The 21,895-nt window shown below is 48.6% G+C and carries 2 protein-coding genes; both read left to right on the top strand.

From position 1 onward, the window contains the following. Window positions 1–9 precede the first annotated feature (9 nt). Window positions 10–9,819: a non-ribosomal peptide synthetase gene (locus MHN30_RS05665; RefSeq protein WP_239358884.1), complete on the top strand. Its 9,810-nt coding sequence runs from the start codon at window positions 10–12 to the stop codon at window positions 9,817–9,819. Beyond that, a complete protein-coding gene (locus MHN30_RS05660; RefSeq protein ID WP_239358929.1) occupies window positions 9,819–21,875 on the top strand; it encodes a non-ribosomal peptide synthetase in 12,057 nt (4,018 codons plus the stop codon). The genes MHN30_RS05665 and MHN30_RS05660 overlap by 1 nt, the downstream gene beginning before the upstream one ends. Window positions 21,876–21,895 lie beyond the last annotated feature (20 nt).

Genomic DNA, 21,895 nt, shown 5'->3' with positions numbered 1-21,895 from the left:
AACTTTGCAATGAAACAGTGGTTAGATGAGCTTGACCGTCAACAGATTTATGTTTATTTACAGCAGGATAAATTAAAACTTAGAACACCGCTTGGGCAGGTGCCTGAGGGTATTCTGGATAAGATAAAGGCGCACAAAGCTGCGCTTATCACCTACCTTCAAGGACAGCAAAAGCAATCTGCTGCGCTATCTGCTGCGCAGCGAAGAATGTGGTTTATTGATAAGTATGAAGGGGGCACTGCGGCGTACAACATGGCTGGGCTAGTTAAGTTATCGCAGCCATTTTCAGTCACGGACATTGAACAAGCGTTGAGCCGCTTGATAGCTAAGTACGATATTTTGAGAGCACGATTTATCACGGTTGAAGGGAAGGTCGTGCAGCAAATTGAACCTGCTGAGGCGATGAAAATTGCCGTGATGACCGTGGATGAAGAAGCGCTACCCAATCAGCTACCAGAGTCGATTAAACAGGCTGTGCGGTATCAGTTTGATCTTGCCAGCGAGTCGCTGCTGCAAGTGACGGCTTTAGTGAGTAACTCTCACACTGATTGCCGCTGGTTACTCGTTAACATGCATCATATTATTAGTGACGGCTGGAGCGTGATTGTGTTTATCAACGCACTGCTGTATGAGCTATCGGAGGCGTGTGTTGAGCTTCCCGATTTACAGTTTGTTGACTATGTGCACTGGGAGCAGCAATTAAGGCAATCCCCAGACTATCAACAACAATTGGCTTATTGGACTGAGCAGTTGGAGGCATTTACACCGTTTGAATTGCCCACCAGCTATCCAAGAAAAAAAGAAAAGCAGTACCAAGGTGACACGGTTCGTTGTTCGTTTAACGCGGAACAAATACAACGATTAGATAAAGCTTGCCGCAGCGATGGCGTAACACATTTTACCGCCTTGCTGGGCGTGTTTTACATCTTGCTTTATCGCTACAGTGAGCAAGCCGATATTACCTTAGGGGTGCCGGTTGCAAATCGTCAGCAAAGCGAGTTTGAAGCTATGCTTGGCTGCTTTATTAATACCTTGCCACTGCGTATGCAGATAAACGGCCATCACTCCATGAGTGAGGCGATTAAGGCGCTGCAATACAAAGTATTGCAAGGGCTTAGTAATCAAAACACTGCCGTGGAAGACATCATTGAAGCGCTAGAGCTACCCAAATCCGCCGCGCATTCCGCCTTGTTTCAAGTGTTATTTAACTACAATGGTGTAGCAAGTAGTAAAGTGTCGGTAAATAACCAATTAGAAGCCGAGTTAATTGCCCTAGATAATGGCACTGCGAAATTTGACTTAACCCTATCTGTTGATGATACAGATGATACCCTTGTGTGTGACTTTGTTTATGCAGCAGGGCTTTATGACCATGCGCTTATTCAGCGATTTGCCGATGATTATTTGGCACTCGTCCAGTGCTACTGTGCTAAAGAGGCGGTGCCAATTGACGACTTGACGCTCAAATCAACGAACGAACCGACAAAGGCGGCTGATATCAATCACAATATCAGTCAACCGGCGCTTGTGCCGCAAGCAATCAAAGATATAGCGCAAACCCAAGGTGAGGCGATTGCAGTGGTGGTGCCAAGTACCAATGGCGAAGCATCGCGCACCCTGACATATCAGCAGTTGTATGCCCAAAGTTTGCAAATCGCCAACAACTTACACGCAGCCACGTCAATCATTGCGCTGATAACAACGGGCGATATGAGTGACATTGTCACTATGCTTGGCGTAATGCAAAGTGGCCGCGCGTATTTACCTATTGATGGCAATATGCCTGCGGCCAGAGCGCTACAAATGCTAGCGCAAGCTGAGTGTAATACGGTGGTAGTAAGTGTCGAAACGCCACTTTACCAAGCGCTACGAGAAGCTGACATCAGAGTGCTTACATATAGTGAGCTGAGCCAAAACAAAGGAGCGCTGCAGCAAACTTATTCACCAAGTTTTGATGATAGCGCGTATGTGTTGTTTACTTCTGGTTCTACTGGTGTGCCCAAAGGGGTTGAGATCAGCCATGGCGCGCTGAGCCACTATTGCAGCAGCATCGCGGCGAGATTGAGTTACAACCAAGATACGCGAGCGGGCGTGGTCACAGGACTTGCCACGGACTTATGCTTAACGGCTGTGTATCCGGTGCTTATTCATGGCGGCACTGTGGTACTCACCCTTGCAAACCAAGCGCCAGAACCTGCTGAAATCGCAGCCAAGTTAGTGGCTGAGCAAGTTAACTTGATAAAATTAACCCCTTCTTTTGCCGCGGTGCTGTTGCCTCAGTTTGCTGAGCAAAAGCCCGCTATTTCGCAGTGGGTGTTAGGTGGAGAAGCATTAGGTGAGCAGCTTGTTGATAGCATTCGCGCGCTGACGCCAGCGGCGCGTATTTTCAACCATTATGGTCCGACGGAGGCTTGTGTTGGAGTGGTTTGTCATGAAGTGACAGACAGCAGGCTAACCGGCCACAGTTATCCGATCGGTACGCCGTTGGCACATGTTACCACCTGCGTACTCAACAAACAGGGGAAGCCAACACCTGCAGGCATGCCCGGAGAGCTCTATATTGGCGGGCCGAGCCTCGCCAAAGGGTATATAAATACGCCTTCAGAGACCGCAGCTCAGTTTACAAGTAGCTTGCAACATAGTGCCCAATGCGTCCGTTTTTATCGCAGTGGTGATAGCGTTAGGCTGAATGCGAGTGGCGAGCTTGAATTTCTCGGTCGAATTGACAAACAAGCGAAAATTCGCGGTTACCGTGTTGACCTTAATGAAATAGAAGCTGCACTGTTAGCGCTTGATGAGGTAACGCAGGCTGCAGTCGTGGTGCGTAAGCTCGGCAAACAAGATGCTTTGGTTGCTTTTGTGGTAAGTGTTGATGGCAGCCAGTGCGCCGCAACCAATCTGCGCGAGGTGATCCGCCAAGGCTTGAAGCGTCGCTTGCCTGAGCCGATGATCCCAAGCTGGATAGAGCTTTGCCAGCATTTACCCACCCTGAGTAATGGCAAGATAGACCGCCAACAATTACAGTCTTTGGCATTAACTTCTCAAAGCCAAAGTAGTGAGGTGACAAGTAGGCTGCAGCGACAGTTAATCACACTTTATCAAACCTTAACGGGCGCACCAAAAGTGGGGCTGCACGATAGCTTTTTCAGCATCGGTGGTCACTCTTTATTGGCAATGCAATTACTCAATGAGCTAAGAGCCCAGCTCTCGGTGGAAGTGAGCTTAAAGCAGCTGTTTGCCAATCCTAGCGTATTTGAACTAAGCGAGATGCTGGCTAACGCTCAGTCTCAATCTTCATTACCAAGTCTACAACCTGCGCCATCACAGCCTAGTTATCCTTTGTCATTTGCACAGCGGCGCTTGTGGTTTGTTGACCAACTGCAAGGGCACAGCAACCAGTATAACCTACAGGGCATATTCCAATTGCAAGGCAAGCTGAATACTGAAGCCTTAGAGCAAGCCTTTATTGCTGTGATTAAGCAACATCCAGTCTTGGCGTTTAATTACCATCAAAATGAGCAAGGAGAACCGCTCCAAAGCATTAACCTTGATGCTCGATTTACCCTGATTAAGCACGACTGGACAGATAAATCCGCTGCGCAACAAGCACATGCGTTAGAGCAGGCTATTGCAGAAGATTACGCAACCAGCTTCGATTTAAGCCGTGATTTAATGCTGCGCGCCAGTCTTTATCAACAAGAGGCGATGCAGGCTACCCTTGTGATCACCTTACATCATATCGCTGCCGATGGTTGGTCTATTGCGTGTTTGAGTGAGGCTTTAGGGCTGGCTTACAAAGCTGCGCTCAGCGGCGAAACCTTAGCACTACAAGAGGTGCATTACGTTGATTATGTAATGTGGCAACAACAGCTAGAACAGGGGTCTCTATGGCAACAGGAGCTCGACTATTGGCGTATGCAATTACAAGGTCTGCCCAAGGTTCATGAATTACCGCTAGATTGTAGCAGAGAAGCAAAAACCTCTTTGCGTGGCGCCTTAGTGATTGAGCCCATACCTGCAGCGCTGGTTAGTGCGCTTCGAGCGTATCAAACTCGTTCAGGGCAAACCTTATTTGTGTTACTGCAAACGCTATTTTCATTGTGGTTAAGCCGCTTTTCTCAACAGCGCGATGTGGTTGTTGGTACGCCGGTATCAGGACGTCACCTTAAAGCATTTGAGAGTATGATTGGTAACTTTATCAATACCTTAGTGCTTAGGAGCGAATGGAGGGAAGACACCAGTTTCACGCAAGCGTTACAGCAAACCCAAGGCTTACTCAACGACGCATTGCAACATCAACATATTCCCTTTGATGTGTTAGTGGATGAGCTAGACATTGAACGCTCAAGCGCCCAACATCCGCTGCATCAAATCGTGTTTCGGGTAAATAATCAGGTAAATGAAAACCTTACGCTAGCGCAACTGGAAGTGACGCTGTGCCAAAGTAAAGTACGCGGTGCCAAACTAGATTTAGAAGTCGCAGTGATAGACGAGGGGGATGTACTCACCGTTGAATGGCTTTATGACCGCAATTTGTGGCAAGAAGCGAGTGTGGTTAGTTTCCATCAGCAGTTTTGTTATGTGCTATCGCAGTGTCTTGCAGAGCCAAATACCCCGTTGTCAGCATTGTCATTGTGGCCCGCTGAGCAGCAGTTAGCGCTATTAAAACAGCAGCAAAGTGTTGCGGTAGAAGTGACAGAGCAACAGCCATGGATAACTCAGTTTAGTCAGGTGGCTCTTCAGACCCCACTACAGACTGCGGTGCGCATGGGGGAGTTCACTTGTAGTTATCTCACCTTAGAAAAATGCGCGAATCAACTCGCTAATAGCTTATTAGAAATGGCATTTCCCGAGCAAAGTCGCATTGCTATTTTACTGCCGTCTTCAAGTTACATGGTGGCTGCGGTACTGGCAATATTAAAAGCGCGCCATACCTATGTGCCAATTCATCATGACACGCCAACCGATACCTTAGCCTATATCATGAATGATGCAGACATCGTATTGACGCTGGCGCTAAGTGAAGATGCCGAGCGCTTGATTGAAGCCGGGAGTGACTTTTTGTTGCTGGATGATTTGTTCGAAGCCGAAGGGAACTTTGCGTTTTACGATACTAGTTTGTTGCTAGATGAAGACGCAGCAGCATTTAACGAGGCCGAGCTTGCTTATGTTATTTATACCTCAGGTTCAACTGGGCAGCCAAAAGGGGTGCCCATTAGTCATGGCAACCTCAATAATTATCTGCGTTTTGCTTGTCAGCGTTACCTGCCACAATCAGGAGGCATAACCAAGGCAGTACTCAGTACACCGCTGGCGTTTGATGCAACGGTGACCGCCTTAGTGCCTATTTTAATGCGAGGCGGTGAGCTTGAGTTGCTCCCCACGGGCGCTGAATTGTTGCCTGCCTTACAAGTGCAGATTTTTGCAGCCAACGAAGCCAAGTTATTCAAGTTAACACCGGCTCACCTACGCGCGGTATTTGCATTAAGTGACGCACAAACTCGCAGTAATATCGCCCACCGATTTGTGGTTGGCGGTGAGGGGCTAAGTGCAGCCTTGGTTGATAAGCTGATGGATAAGCTCCCTAACGCCCAGTGGATAAACGAATACGGCCCCACTGAGGCAACAGTCGGCTGTAGTATCTATGCTGTAAGCCGTGAGTCGCGCCACTTGTTAGCGAGCCACGAAGAAGTGCCTATTGGTCATGCCATCGATAATATGACCCTTGCGGTGGTTGACGAGTTTGGCGAACTGGCTTTACCCAATATGCCCGGAGAGCTTTGGCTAGCGGGAGGTGGGGTGTGTGAAGGCTATATTAATCTCGCGAGTGTGACGCAAACACGCTTTGTTGAGCAAGCAGTGCCTGCGTCTGGTACTTCAAGCATGCGTTGGTATCGCAGTGGCGACAAGGCAAAGTGGCAGGCGAATGCGCGCGGTGAGGCAGACTATCTTTGTTATTTGGGGCGGTTAGATGAGCAAGTAAAACTGCGCGGCTACCGTATTTCTCTTGTGGCAATCGCCCATCAAATCGACGCGTTGGCGCAAGTAAAAAGCTGCGCTGTGAGTATTGATGAAGCACAAGAAAGCTTAGTGGCTCATGTGGTTTTAAATGGTGAGGCTAAGCTCACACTTGTGCAGTTGCGCCAAGCTTTATCGCAGTCGCTGCCCAGTTACATGTTACCTGCCGCGCTGGATATCGTTGCTGATCTTCCACTGACTGCAAACGGAAAAGTAGACAAGCAAGCATTACAGCTTGCCTATCAGGCACAGGCGAAAAGCCAAGAGGTCGCCGAGGTAATTGATGGATCTAAGCTCACAGACATACAGCGTTATTTACTTGAGTTATATCGTGAGCTACTACCGAGCTCAGTACAGAGTATTAACGATAGTTTCTTTGACTTAGGCGGGCATTCGCTGCTTGCCATAAAAGTGATCAGCCGAGTGCGCAGTGAGCAGCGGCGAGATATCACCTTGCCACAACTCTTTGATGCGCCAAGTGTTGCAGCGTTTGCTGAAGTGATAACCGCAAGTTCGATGATTGCGCACAGCAATACCATTGAGCCGGTATCAAGAGCCCAAGCGTTACCTCTGTCATTTGCTCAGCAGCGTTTGTGGTTAATTGACCAGTTACATGAGCAGAGTGTGCAATACCATATGCCAGCGAGCTATTGGTGTGAAGGTGCCTTAGATATTGACGCTTTAACACAAGCGTTAAGCGCGATTATTGCACGTCATGAAGTACTCCGTACGGTCATCGTTCCTGCAAGTGGTGATCACGGTGCTGGGCAGCAAGTTCGTGCCCAAGTAGCCTGTCCTGTGGAATTAGTAGATTTGTCTGGGCTGAATACCGCCGAGCAACAGCAGCGTTGGCAAACATTACAGCAACAATCACTTAGCAAGCGTTTTGATTTATGCCAAGACACTATGCTGCGCGTTATCTGTGTACAGTTTAGTCACAACCAATTTGGGCTCTTGTTTAACATGCATCACATTGCCAGTGATGGTTGGTCAATGGCGCTGCTTGCTAAAGAATTTGTGGCGTTTTATCGGCACTTTAGCGAAGCGTCAGCGTATCCGTTGCCAGAGCAATACGCTAAACCGCTAGCGGTGCAGTATGCAGACTTTGCCTACTGGCAGCAGCAACAGCAAGATAGCTATCAGGCAGATCTTTCTTATTGGCAAACTCAGTTGCAGCAGTGTCCTGTTGTTCATGAATTACCGCTGGACTTTGAGCGGCCACAAGTTCAGTCCCTTGATGGTGAATGCATTCGTCATACTCTTACATCGTCGCAAGTTGAGGCGATAAAAGCGCATTGCCAAGCACAAGGGGTGACCTTGTATATGTGGTTGCAAAGTGCCTTTTCGCTGTTGATGCTTCGTCTTAGTCAAACGCAGGATATTGTCATTGGCTCGCCCATTGCCGGACGTGAGGTGAAAGAATTAGAGGGGTTACTGGGCTGCTTTGTGAACACTTTAGCTATTCGAGCTCGCAAAGTGGGGTCGCCTTCATTTAACGACTGGCTAAATGAGCAAAAACAGGTGATCTTGGCGGCTTTTGCCCATCAGAATCTACCCTTTGAGCAGCTTGTTGATGCCATTAATCCACCGCGCAGCCTAGCGCATTCGCCCGTGTTACAAATACTCTTTGCACTACAAAATAACGAACAAAGTGACTTCAAGCTACCTCATCTAAAAATCGAGCAACAGCTTGACCTTAAGCCTGCAATGAAGTTCGACTTAGAAGTCAATGCACAAGAATCTGGCAGTGAGATAACTGTGCAGTGGAATTATGCCAAAGCCTTGTTTAAGCACACTAGCGTACAGGCGATGGTCGACGCTTTTGTGACGTTAATTGACGCGGCGCTGAAAAGCCCTGAGCAAAGCGTAAATACCTTACCATTAGTTGAGACTAAAGCACTTAGCGAGCTAGGGCTTACCACGCAAGCGCAGCCGCAATCTCCTTGGTTTATCAGCGATAAAATACGAGACTTTGCTCAGCATAGTGCACAGCAAAATGCTGTACGAGATATGGCTGGCAAGCAGTTAAGTTTTGGCGAATTGGAGCTACAAAGTAACAAGCTAGCGCGTTACTTGATTGAACAAGGCGTAACGGCAAGGTCGCAGGTTGCAATAAGCTTAGCGCCAAGCTGTGAGCAAGTTGTGGCACTGTTGGCAACCTTAAAAGTCGGGGCCGTGTATGTGCCGCTCGACCCCAATGCGCCGAGTCAGCGTCAGCACTATATATTGCGTGACAGCAAAGCGACTTGCCTTATCACCACCTCAGCGCTACTTCCAAACAGCGCAGAGCTTGGCTGCCGTTTGGTGCTAATGGACACCGCACCGCATTGGCAGAACAAGCCTGCAGAGGCGCTAGCGCCATTAAGTGATATTGATGCACCAGCTTATATAATTTATACCTCAGGCACCACAGGGCGACCCAAAGGCGTGGTGATCAGCCATCGTAATCTACACCTTTACCTTGAGCACGTTAGTCACAGTTATCTCCAAGGCGATATACAAGAGTGTGTTGTCAGCACGCCTTTAGCGTTTGATGCGACAGTAACGAGCTTATGGGGAGCGCTGGTTAATGGCCTTGGAGTTGTATTGTTGAATGATGGCGGGCAGTTAATCACAGAGCTTAGTGCGTGTTTAGCGCGTGATGAGGCGCTGCTGTTTAAGCTGACACCAGCCCACTTGCAAGGCGTGCTGGCGCGATTACAACCGAGCAATGCTGCGCACCACATTGTGGTGGGGGGAGAAGCCTTATCTAGCAGCGTGGTTGCTCAAGTTGGGGCACTGCTGCCACAGGCTCATTTTTATAACGAATATGGCCCAACAGAAGCAACGGTCGGTTGTTGTGTGTATCGCTGTAACGGCCAAGATGCAGTTTCGCTTGCACAGCAATCGCAGCGCTTTGTGCCAATCGGTAGCGCCATTCAGGGCACTCATTTGGTGGTATTAGATCAGCATCAACAGCCGGTGCCAATGGGCATGCCCGGTGAGCTATACATTGCAGGCGATAATGTGGCTCAGGCGTATTTTGGGTTGCCTGAGCTCAGCGCCAGTAAATTTGTGTCATTGTCTTTGATGAATGACTCACAGCGCTATTATCAGACGGGCGACCAAGTGCGCTGGCTGCTAGATGAACAGGGCTGCCCTAGTGTGCTGCAGTTTATTGGTCGTCGAGACAACCAAGTTAAACTGCGTGGCTATCGCATCGAACTTGAAGAAATTGCGGCTCAGCTTGAGCAACTAGATGCAGTGCAACAAGCACATGTGTTACTTAACGAAAGTACAGATAACTTACTGGGCTGTGTGGTGCTAACTACACCATCGCACAGAGATGCCATTTATGAGCTTGAACAGACGCTACACACTCAGATATTAGCCTCGTTAGCAGAGGTTCTACCAAGTTACATGTTGCCTTACAAGCTGTATGCACTGGCTGCTATGCCGCTCACCAATAACGGCAAAGTAGACGCAGGAGCGCTTGCACAACTGGTGCAATCGCAACAGGCGCAAGTGCTTACAACACCTTTAGCTCCTATGACTGAACTACAAACGCTACTGGCAGAAGTTTTTGCTCAAGTGCTCAATACTCAAGTTCGAGATATTAACAGTAACTTCTTTGAGTTAGGAGGGCACTCTTTATCAGCAAGCCAAGCGGTTGCCTTAATTGAGCAGGCGCTTGAGGTGCCCATCACCTTAAAAATATTGTTCGAGCGGCCAAGCGTAAGCGCACTTGCAACTTGGTGTGAGATCCATCGTGCAGCCAAAGCGGCAGACGAAAACGGTCAGTCTGAGGAGATGTTTTTGTGATGAATGAACAACAAAGACAGATAGAGGCTTTGATCGCAGAAGCATTAGCAGCTGGCGTGACCTTGTATGAAAAAAACGGTGGCTTGGCATTTAAGCAAACCGCTGGGTTTCCTCCACAGTTAAAACAGCAGGTGGTTGAATATAAATCAGAGATCATTGCCTATTTTCAGCAACAAAGCCGTGATGTGGCGAACTCATCGCCGAAAATAGTCGCGCAGCCAAGCGCGGGGAAAATCTTACCGCTGAGCTTTGCGCAGGAAGGACTGTGGTTTATTGAGCAACTGCAAGGCAGCAAGCAGTATTATATGCCCGCCGAGTTTTTGTTACGCGGCAAGCTTAATATTCAAGCAATGCGCAGCGCCGTACAAGATGTGCTGCAGCGCCACGAAATACTGCGCGCTAGGTTTGTAAAAAATGAACAAGATGGCCAACCCCAGCTGCAAATAACGGATGATATTAGTGCGCCGTTCGAGTGGCTTGATGCCAGTGTAGCAGCTGAGGAAACACGGCAAGCCTACATTGCTTCGCGCATCGCAGTACATCAGAACAAGCCTTTTGATTTGGCTCATGATTGTTTGCTTCGCGTGCTGGTGGTGAGTGATGGCGATGAACATCACCTTGCATTTAATATGCATCATATTGTCTCTGACGGGGCTTCAATGGCGCTACTTGCAAAAGAGGTAGAAGCTGGCTATTGCAAACACATAGGCGCATCTTATACACCGCTTGCAACTATGCAGGTGCAATATAGTGATTTTAGCCAGTGGCAGCGAGCACAGCTAACGCCAGAGCGCATCGAGGCACCACTGGCGCAACTAAAGCAGCAATTTAGCGAATTAGCGCCGTTGCAGTCATTGCCTTGTGATTTTGTCCGTCCTGCGGTGCAGTCGTTAACGGGGAAAGTATATCGCCAAGCGCTCGATGTGTCGTTATTTGCAGCGATCTCGACACAGGCTAAGTCGCTCCAGCTCACCCCCTTTATGTGGCTGCTCAATACCTTTATGTTGTTTATCGCAAGGCTTACGCAATCGCAGCAGGTGGTTGTAGGAACGCCAGAGCATGGCCGTCATCACCCCGAATTAACGCCATTAATCGGCTTGTTCGTTAATACCTTAGTGATGCAAGCAAAGCTCGAAAGTGATATGCCATTTAGCCAATGGTTGCAGCAACAAAAAGACCTCAACCTAGCGGCGTTTGAATACCGCGATATTCCTTTTGATAAAGTAGTTGAAGCGGTTGGCGCTCCACGAGATTTAAGTCACCACCCGCTAGTACAAATATTATTTACACTGGAAACCCGTGATGAGCGTGCTTTTACGCTTCCGGGATTATCGGTTCAAGAAGTGCAAAAACAACAGGCGGACAGCACTCCAGTAAAATGCGACTTAGAACTCAATGCCGTAGTTGATGAGCAGGCACTTTATTTACATTGGAAGTTTGATAGCCATCTTTACACAGAAGAAACCATCAAACATTGGGCGGATTGTTTCCATACGCTGCTTCAAGCTTGTGTTACAGCCCCTCATACCGCCGTTGGTGAACTTGCGTTACTGAGTCAAAAACAGCAACAAGCATTAATAACGGGCGCTCAATGCCAAGCGGCAACTTGGCCTAAGCAAGGCACCATCACCAGTTTATTCACGCGCTACGCCGAGCACTTTGCCACACGCACTGCCGTGCAAGATAGCACGACTATGCTGAATTATCGTGACCTTAACGATCGAGTCAATGCGCTGGCGGTAATGCTGTTACAGAAAGGCGTCACGCCACGAACCATGCTGGTGGTGAGTGTATCACGCAGCATAGAGATGATAGTGACCTTGCTAGCAGTGCTTAGAGTGGGTGCTGCCTACGTGCCAGTAGATCCCGACTACCCGCAAGAACGCATTGAGTATATTTTGGGAGATGTGCAAAGCCCATGGCTACTTTGTGACAACGCTACCCAGGCACTGTTTAGTCAACTTTCATATCAGCTAATTAATGTGTCACAGGCAGAACATCAGGTCAGCCGCGAAGCTCTCAAGCTGCTTGATGCTATTCAGATTGAGCCGCAAGACTTGGCTTATATGATCTATACCTCTGGCACCACAGGACGACCAAAAGGCGTACAAATTGAGCACCGTCATGTGGTGCGCTTACTTCATGTTGAGCCCAACTTATTCGATTTTAATGAGCAAGATGTTTGGACCTTGTTTCATTCCTTCTGCTTTGATTTCTCAGTGTGGGAAATGTATGGCACGTTACTCTTTGGTGGTCGTCTTGTGGTTGTGGATAAAGCTACTGCGCAAGACACTCAAGCTTTTGCTCAGTTGTTGGTTGATGCCCAGGTTACGGTCTTAAATCAAACGCCAAGTGCGTTTTACGCGCTACAAGCCACGCTACTCAATGACAGTCAGCTGGCGAGCCAATGTGCAGTGCGGTACGTCATTTTCGGTGGTGAAGCGTTGCAGCCAAGTAAGCTACAACCTTGGGCACAGCACTTACCAAATTGTCAGTTAATCAATATGTATGGCATTACCGAAACCACGGTACATGTTACGTTTAAGGCGCTGGAGCCTGCGGATCTGACGCTTGGCACCAGTAATATAGGTCGTGCTATTCCGACCACCAGCTGCTATGTGCTTGATGACAAGCAAAGGCTCTTGCCGCAAGGTGCCGTGGGCGAGTTGTACGTAGGGGGCGAGGGGGTTTGTCGGGGTTATTGGCAACGTGACGAGTTAAACGCCACTCGCTTTATTCAAAACCCGTTTAGTGAAGCGTCTGAGCAGCGATTATATCGATCGGGCGATCTTGTTCGGCTAATGGCCAGCGGAGAGCTGAGCTATGTTGGCCGAATTGACGACCAGGTAAAAGTTCGGGGTTATCGCATTGAATTAGGCGAAATTGAAAACCAGTTGCGCCATCACCCCGAAGTGGCTGAGGTCACTGTGCTGTTAAATCGGCAAAACCCAGAAAATGTCTGGATCTGCGCCTTTGTGGTGTTACACAAACAGGTCGAGTTCGACGACATCACTTTAGTCATGCAGCAGTTTTTAAAACAAAATTTACCCGACCATATGTTGCCGGCCAAAGTTCAAGCGGTGGCAGCCATGCCACTGACCAGCAATGGCAAAGTAGATAAAAAAGCACTATTGCAGCAACTTGATACAAGCGTTAACGAAAACACTTATGAAGCACCGGTTGGCGAGCTTGAAACCCAACTTGCAAGCTATTTTTCCGAGATATTGCAGCGCGAGTCAATTGGTCGCTATGACGACTTTTTTAGACTCGGCGGGCACTCGCTACTTGCTGCAAAACTGGCAAATCATATTCGCAAGACGCTGCACATTGAGTTACCGCTGCAAGCGATTTTTACGCACCCTACAGTACAAGGTTTAGCGGCTGCACTTGAAAAGCAAGACGCGCAGCTAAGTACTATTGCTGTGGTGGATAAAACCAATGGCGTAGCGTTGTCTTTTGCTCAGCAGCGTTTATGGACATTAGATCAAATGCAGCAGGGCAGCCAGCAATATCAAATTCAAGCGTTATTGGCGTTTTCAGGGGAGCTTGATCTGAGCGCATTCGAGCAAAGTTGGCAAAAAGTGCTGTCACGGCATCAGGTGTTGCATTCGGCTATCATCAATACTACCGATGAGCCCAAACAGTACCTTGTGGCTTTGCCTGAGCATTTTGTTACGCTCATTGACGTCTCCACACAATCACCGCTTTGGCAAACTGTGGTTTGGCAGCGCGCGGTACGAGACGACCAAGCGCAGGGTTTTGATCTTAGTAAAGATCTAATGATCCGTGCAACTCTGGTTCGATTCTCATCAGGCTATCATCGTCTTATCGTCAATATGCACCATATTGCTAGTGATGCTCAGTCTATTGAAGTATTAATGCGAGAGCTCACACAGTTTTATGCCCATTACACCCAAGGCTGTGAACTTGCCCATGACTTGATTGCGCCACCTGAGGTGCAATACGCGGATTATGCCCATTGGCATCGAGCACAGTGCCAAGGCGCGCAGCAAAGTGCAGACATGGCATTTTGGTCTGCGCATCTTGACGATGCGCCGCCACTGCATCAATTACCGCTCGATACGCCGCGTGGGCAAGTTGTGAATAATAGCGCGCAAGCATTTACTGAGCAGCTAAGCGCTGAAACATGGCAACGGCTGCAACAGTATTGTCAGCGTTTGGGAATAACCCCGTTTATTTGGTTGCATAGCGCATATGCGGTGATGCTCGCCAAGTTTAGCCAAGTGGATGATATTGTGGTTGGTGCGCCATTTTCAGGGCGGCATCACCCACAAGTGGAGCAGTTGATTGGCTTTTTCGTCAATGCCTTACCTATTCGCGTGAAGCTCGATTGGCAGCAGAGTTTCAGCCAACTACTCGATATACAAAAAGAGCAAATTGAACAAGTACATCAACACCAATCTTTGCCCTTTGAGCAGCTCATTGATCATCTTGGTGTTAGCCGAGAGTTGAGTCACCAAAGTGTGTTTCAATTGAGTTTTGCGTTTAATCCCGATCCACAGCACACACCAGAGTTTGTAGGCCTTAGCACGGAAGTTTTAACGTCGGAAAACGCGCGTGCCAAGTTTGATCTTGAGCTCAGTGCAACAGTAAGTGGGCAAGGGTTGAGACTGCACTGGCTATACAACAGTGGACTATTTGAAAGAGAAACTGTGGCTAGCATTGCAGAGTGTTTTAATGCCGTGATAGTGCAATTACTCGCAGAGCCTGAGTGCCCGCTTGCGGATATAAAACTTTGCAAGGAGCAGCCGCTAGAGAATCATGCGATTTCAGGCAAATCAGCGCCGGAACATTTCGAGCAGTCAGTGCTTGAGCAAATTGAGCGACATATGGCAGAGCCTGCACAAGCTGAGCGGCTCGCAGTAATTGACACAAACTCAAATCAAACCTTGAGTTATGGTGAGCTTAATGAAAGAGCTACGGCATTGGCGGCGCTGTTATTAAGCGAAGGGCTGCAACTAGAGCAGCCTGTGCTTGTTGCGATGACGGGTAGCGCAGATCTCATTGTGGCGATGTTGGCTGTGTTAAAAGCGGGTGGATGTTATGTGCCTGTTGACCCTCATTACCCTCAAGCGCGAGTCAATTACATCGCTAAAGACAGCAGCGCTGCGCTGGTTTTAACAAAGTGTGAGTTTGCCGCTCGCTTTGAGGTAGCAGAGTTAGATGATAACGACATTGAGGCAGAATATCGCTCCTCACATGTCATTTGTGTTGATGACGCCAACGTGCAAGCGCGCCTTGCGACAATATCACTACCTCAGCAGTTTCCAAAAGTTAAAGCGGAGCAGCTGGCCTATGTTATTTATACCTCAGGCACGACTGGTAATCCTAAAGGCGTGATGATAGCCCATCAAGGGTTGGCGAATTTATGTGGTTGGCATCGACGAGCTTTTGCGGTGGATAATCATAGCGTTGCAAGTCAAACCGCCAACCCCGCCTTTGACGCGGCAACATGGGAAATTTGGCCTTATTTATGTGCTAGCGCGAGCCTAGTGTGTGTGACAAAAGCGGTGCTACAGTCACCGGCGGAATTAACAGCCTGCTTCAATACACACCAAGTCACGCATAGTTTTATTGCAACGCCAATCGCTCAAACGCTGCTCACTGAGCCTTTGTTTAACCCGCAAAGCTTGCGCTATTTATTGGTTGGCGGCGATAAACTTGGTGCGCTTCAAGCAAAAGAGTACGGATTTACCCTAGTCAATAACTATGGACCCACCGAAGCCTCGGTGGTCGCGACTTCAGGTGTGGTTGAGTTTGACGGAAAGGTGCCAGATATCGGCTTGCCCGTGGACAACAGCCAGCTATTTATTTTGGACCCACAGCTGCAGGCTGTGCCACAGGGGATGATCGGTGAGTTATATGTGACAGGGGCGGGACTAGCTAGAGGGTATTTACATCAACCACAGCTTAGTGCTGAGCGTTTTATTGAGCTACAAGTCTCTCCCTCGCACATGGTGCGAGCCTATAAAACGGGAGATTTGGTTCGCCTGCTTAGCAGCGGCCGTATCGCCTATATGGGTCGTAACGATGGACAAGTAAAACTGCGAGGGTATCGTATTGAGTTGGCCGAAATTGAACAGCAAATTGGGCTGCTATCGAGCGTACAAGAATGTGCGGTTCAGATAACCACAAGCGCGTCAGGGCAGCCACAGTTGCAGGCATTTGTGGTGGCAAACACTGAGCCTCAAGTGCTTCAAGCCCAGCTAAAGGCAAGACTACCAAATTATATGGTACCAGAGCATTTTGTCATGCTCGCAAGGCTACCTTTGACACCGCATGGCAAGGTTGACCATCATGCTTTGGCAACGCTTGGTAAAACTCAACAGACTACCACAGTAACCGAGCAAAGCGCGGTCACACCACAGGCTAACAGCCTCGTAGCCCAGTTACTGGCGATTTATCGGCAGGTATTAAATACGCCATCGATGACCGCTGAAGATGACTATTTTGCTTTAGGCGGCGACTCTATTTTGAGTATTCAAATCGCAAGTAAAGCCAAAGCACTCAAGCTACCTGTTAGTGCTACCGACGTGTTTACCTACCCCAGTGTTTCGGCACTTGCTGCAAGACTTGCCCAGCAAGATATTCATGTGCCGATGGGTAAAGAAAGGGAGCCATTGGTTGGTCAACTCGATAAATTACCAATTCAGCATTGGTTTTTTGCCCAACAATTTGCCAAACCCAGTCATTGGGATCAAAGCGTGCTGGTGAGTGTAGATAAATCCGTCACACCAGCGCAGCTCAAGCAAGTGATAGGGTACTTGATAGCTCAGCACGATGCGCTACGTTTGGTGGTTGCGGATGAAAATACCCTATTTGTACGTGATGGCATTGATATTAAAAAGGTATTTACGGCGCATACGCTTGAGCGTGACGCATGGCAAGCTGAGCTGAGCGAGTTCAGTGAGCAAGTGCAGCAAGGTTTTGCGTTTACTGGCACGCCACTGTTTAAAGCAGTGTTATTTGTTACACCTGATAGTGCGGCCAATAATCGCTTGCTGTTTAGCGCACATCACTTGCTAGTGGATGGCGTCTCTTGGCGTGTGTTACTTGAAGATGTGAGCCAGCTACTACAGCAGCAAACAAACAATGTGCCGCTGGAGCTTCCTGCCGCAAGCGCGAATTTGGCTGAACTTGCCGATTTTTATCGTGAACTTGCAACCGATGAGCGTGGTTTGCGCAAATGGCAGAAGGTGGCTGCATTGGCTGAAAGCTCACACTTATTGAGTCTTAAAGATACAAAAGCGACCCAAGCCATAGCCAAAGTTCGCCACACATTGTCAACAGCGCACACCCGTGCGCTACTGGGATCCGCCAACACCAGTTATGGTACAACGGCGCAAGCATTGCTGCTCAGTGCGCTTGCCAGGTGTGCGCAAAAGCGTGGTGCAGGCAGTGAAGTGATCATGCTAGAAGGGCATGGTCGCGAGTTACTGACGGAGGCACTGGACAGCAGCCGAACCATTGGCTGGTTAACGGCGCTCTATCCAATGCAGTTATTTAGTAATGGTAGCCGCTTGCATGATGTGATTTGCAGTATCAAGGCAGAGCTTGAAAGGAGCGCTAAAGTCGCCAGTAGTTATGGTGCAGCGCGGTATTTACACCCAGAGCCAAACGTTCGCTCATCGCTTGAGATTGATACCCGAGGCTTACTGTTTTTCAACTATTTAGGTCAGCTAGATACAGTCATTGAGCAACAAGGTTTGCTGGGAGACGCTCGTGAGTCGACCGGTGCTTTGGTTGCAGAGTCAAACCTCAGTTACTTTGGAGCGCAGCTAACGGCGGCGGTCGTGGATGGTAAACTGGCGTTAACGTTAGAGTTTGACAGCCAGCGCTTGGCATCTGAAGCAGCGGAACGATTAAGTAAAGAGATACTCGAAAGTCTAATTCAGGTCATCGAGCATTGCCAATCCCAGCCTCAACGTCATTACACAGTCAGTGACTTTGCACTTCTCAGCGGCATTTCTGAACGGCAGTTACAGCGCATACTTGGGCAGGTTGAAGGGGAAGTTGAGGATATTTACCCTCTAACTGGTTTGCAACAAGGTATGTGGTTCCACAGTCAAACGGCACGTGAGACGCACACTCAAAGCACGCTACCTTACATCGAGCAAACCAGCTTATTGCTACAAGGTTGTGTGGATATTGAGGCCTTGAGTTACGCTTGGCAGCAATTGATTAAACAGCACAGCATATTACGCTCGGCCTTTATAGACGTTGCTGGCGAGCCGCTGCAAGTGGTCTGTAAACATGCTGATGTACCGCTGAATCTGGTGCAGAGTGTCGCTATTGCAGATGCGCAATCGCATGTGGTGAAATCACAGGCCGCGGTGGAGCTTGCCGAGCCGCTTAGGCTTTCACAAGCGCCTTGTATGCGATTGAGGTTAATTGCTTTTGAGGATGGCAATGTTGGGGTGGTTTGGACTTATCATCATCTCATCATGGATGGCTGGTCGCTGCCGGTGTTATTTGCTGAGTTATTGGCATTTTATCAAGCCCGTTGCCAAGGTGAGTTACGCCCCATTGTGGTAGATAATTTCCGCGATCATATCGAATATTTGCATACGCATGTTGACCGCGACGAAGCGTTTTGGCGGGAGTATTTGGGTGGAGTTACCACGCCCACATTACTCAGCGAAAAGGTACTACATACTGAAAATAAAGCGGCTGGTGTTAAAGAACTTAGTGTGACTTTACCGCAATCGCTGCAAGATGCCGTGACTCGCTTTACAAGCGAGCAAGGACTTACCGTCAATCAGTTTATCCAAGGGCTCTGGGCTTATTGGGTGGCAAATTGCTGCAACGAACCGTATGCCTTATTTGGTCAAACCATCGCGGGTAGACCTACAGCGCTTAGTAGAATGGCGCAGCGCGTTGGCTTGTATATCAATACGCAAGCGGTCCATGTAACGATAGATCAAAATGCGCGTGTGCAAGATTACCTGCAAGCGGTGAAATCGCAGCTTACGGCATTAGCGCAGCACCCGCATACACCACTGACACAAGTTCATCAGTGGTCGGGTATTGAAAACGACAGTCCATTGTTTGATTGCTTGTATGTTTTTGAAAATTATCCGCAAGATCCGTTACAAAATAGCGCTGCGCTGCCATTTATCGCAACAACCTTAAGTGAAGTTGACGAAACGCACTATCCATTGACCTTTGTGGTCGGCGTAGGGGCCGGTTTATCGCTCACGCTGAGCTATCAGCAGAAATGCTTTGATGAAGTGTTTATCGAGCAAAGCCTTGCGGCGATGCAGCAGCTGATGTTAGCTGCGACACAACAGCCAGAGCAAACACTCGGAAAATTGTCTTGGCAGCCTCAACACGCACCGTACAGCAAGGCATTGCCTCTGCCTACTTTTGCACTGACGCAAGCGGCGAAATATCAAACGCCAAATTTACCTATTCAGCAATTGTTTGCTCAAGTTGCTGCTGAATTTCCTGAGCATATTGCTATTCGTGAATATAGTACCGCCTCTGGGGAGGCACGCTGTTATCGCTATTCACAGCTGGATAAAGACGCCAATCAGCTCGCCTATTACCTTGCTTCACGACTAGAGCCGAGTACATCCCCCGTTATTATTGGTCTGTGTTTAGAGGCGAATTACCAGCTTATTGTGGCTATGCTTGCGGTGCTCAAATTGGGCGCAGCTTATCTACCAATTGCACCAACACTACCCGAGTCTCGACGTCGTTTGCTGTTGCAAAATGCCAATGCAGCCATGCTGGTTACCAAAACAGAATATTGGCAGGGTAGCTCGGAGCAGGTGGTGCCTCAAGTCGATTTAGATAGTATTCAGGGCGCTTTGGCTGAGCAGCCTAGTCGTTGCTTTACTGCGCCATGCCAGATTGACGACCTCTGTTATGTAATTTACACCTCGGGCACCACGGGCATGCCAAAAGGGGTGATGGTGGAGCATGCCAGTGTCGTTAATTATGTGCAGGCATTAGCCGCGCAATATGCGATTACGCCCAGCGACAATTACCTGCAATTTGCTAGCATGAGCTTTGATGTGTTTGCGGAAGAAGTCTTTTGTACTTTACTTCGTGGCGCAACCTTGGTGATGGCACCGACAGACGACATGTTGGATCCCAACAAGCTAGCGCAATTAAGCCAAGATGCCGAGTTAACGCTGATGAGTTTACCGACGGCGTATTGGCATCAACTTGCAGCGACTTCAGTCACCTTGCCAAGCTCGCTGAGGATCATCACCATAGGTGGCGAGCAGATGCAGATTGCCGCGCTCACCGATTGGCAGCAGCGCTATGGCGACCATATTCAAATTATTAATGCCTATGGCCCGACCGAAGCAACCATTTCTGCAACCCTTAATGATGTCACACACTTCAGCGGTGCACGCGTGCCAATTGGTCAGCCCGTCGCTGGTTTGTCTTTATATTTACTTGATGAGCAGCTTCGAGCGGTGGCTACCGGTGTGGAAGGGGATTTATACATTGCAGGCATTGGCCTTGCCAGAGGCTATCTCAACGACAAAGAAAAGACGCAGCAGGCGTTTATCATTGAGCCAAATAGCGGCCAGCGACTTTATAAAACTGGCGATCGCGCTTGCTGCTTAGCCTCAAATGAATTGCTGTATCTAGGTCGTGGTGATAACCAAGTTAAAGTGCGCGGTTACCGCATCGAATTGGGTGAGATTGAACGGCAACTTCAGCTGCTAGACGAAGTTGCAGCGTGTGCTGTGGTGGTGCGTGAAGATAGCAGTAACAACGCGCAATTAGTGGCATTTGTGCAGCCAACGCAGCATACGGAAGTGAATTATGCTGCTTTGCGGGCGCAATTACGCGCAGTACTACCCGCTTACATGGTCCCTGAGTTGTTTCAATCAATTAGCCAGCTTCCGCTGACAACGAACGGCAAAGTAGATCGCAAACAGCTCATTGCGCTGGCCAGCTCATACACTCCGCCTCAACCCTTGGGGCAAGAGGCTAAGCTGGAAAGGCTTACACCACTACAAACTCAATTAGCGCAGCAGTTTGCCTGTCGTTTGCAGTTGGATGGAGTGTGCCTTGACGATAACTTCTTTAATTTAGGTGGTCATTCGCTATTAGCGATGCGTTTAGTGGGTGATATTAATCAGCACCTACAACTCAATTTTCCACTGTCGGCACTTTTTGAGTATCCGACTGTGCGTGGGCTCAGCCAGTATATTCAAGCATTGAGAGATGGTCTTGGCGAACGCGATAGCAAACCTCAATCGCTTGAAACCTTAGTGTGTTTGCAAGAGGGCGAGCTTGGCTTTACACCTGTGGTGTTGATTGCGGGAGCGGGAGGTTGGCTAATGGCATTTCATGCGTTAGTGAATGGGCTTGATAGCCGTATACCCGTTTATGGCTTGCAGCCAGAGGCGCTTGCCGAGGAACCCGAGACGCTAACTTCTATTGGCCGCACCGCAGAGTATTACTTGAGTGTATTAGCAGGTGCTGAACTTGGTGAACAAGTGCATTTGGTCGGACATTCTTTTGGCAGCTTTATTGCCTATCAACTTGCCACTTTACTTGAGCAACAAGGTCGAATTGGCTGTTTGGTAACTGTGATTGATACGCCTGTACCGAGCAGCCCAACGCTTAACTTAGGGGAAGCGCAAATCGCACAAATGATGCTGGATAATCTGGTGGCGTTTTTCCGCCTTAGTGTCTCTGATGCAGAAATCAGTGCCTATAAGCAAGGTGATGCTTCAGCACGCATTGCCTATCTCAATCGCTGGATACATCAAGCTGGATTTAATTTTAGTGATGCGCATCTACGCCACTTTCAACAAGTTTTTAGTGCCCAACTGCGAGCAAATATTGAGATGCCGTCTATGCTTAGCGACACCCCAATCTGCGTTGTAAAAACGCAGCAAACGCAAGAATTTGAAGGCCGTCCTGTGAATAAAGACATGGGATGGAAACCATTTAGTCACTCTCTCTCTTGTTATGAAGTCAAAGGAGATCATTTGTCCTGCCTGCAAGCCGAGCAAGTAGGACAGTTGGTTAACATAATTGAGCGCAACTATGTGTTGCACTAGCAAAAGTACATACTTTTAAG

Source organism: Pseudoalteromonas sp. OF7H-1 (assembly GCF_022347825.1).
In the GTDB taxonomy this organism is placed as follows: Bacteria; Pseudomonadota; Gammaproteobacteria; order Enterobacterales; family Alteromonadaceae; genus Pseudoalteromonas; species Pseudoalteromonas maricaloris.
Note: the sequence above shows the minus strand (reverse complement) of the source record. Positions and strands in the feature narration are given on the sequence as shown.

Coding starts and splice junctions, on each gene's coding strand:
- MHN30_RS05665 (WP_239358884.1), top strand. CDS start 10: ATGAAACAGTGGTTAGATGAGCTTGACCGTCAACAGATTTATGTTTAT.
- MHN30_RS05660 (WP_239358929.1), top strand. CDS start 9,819: ATGAATGAACAACAAAGACAGATAGAGGCTTTGATCGCAGAAGCATTA.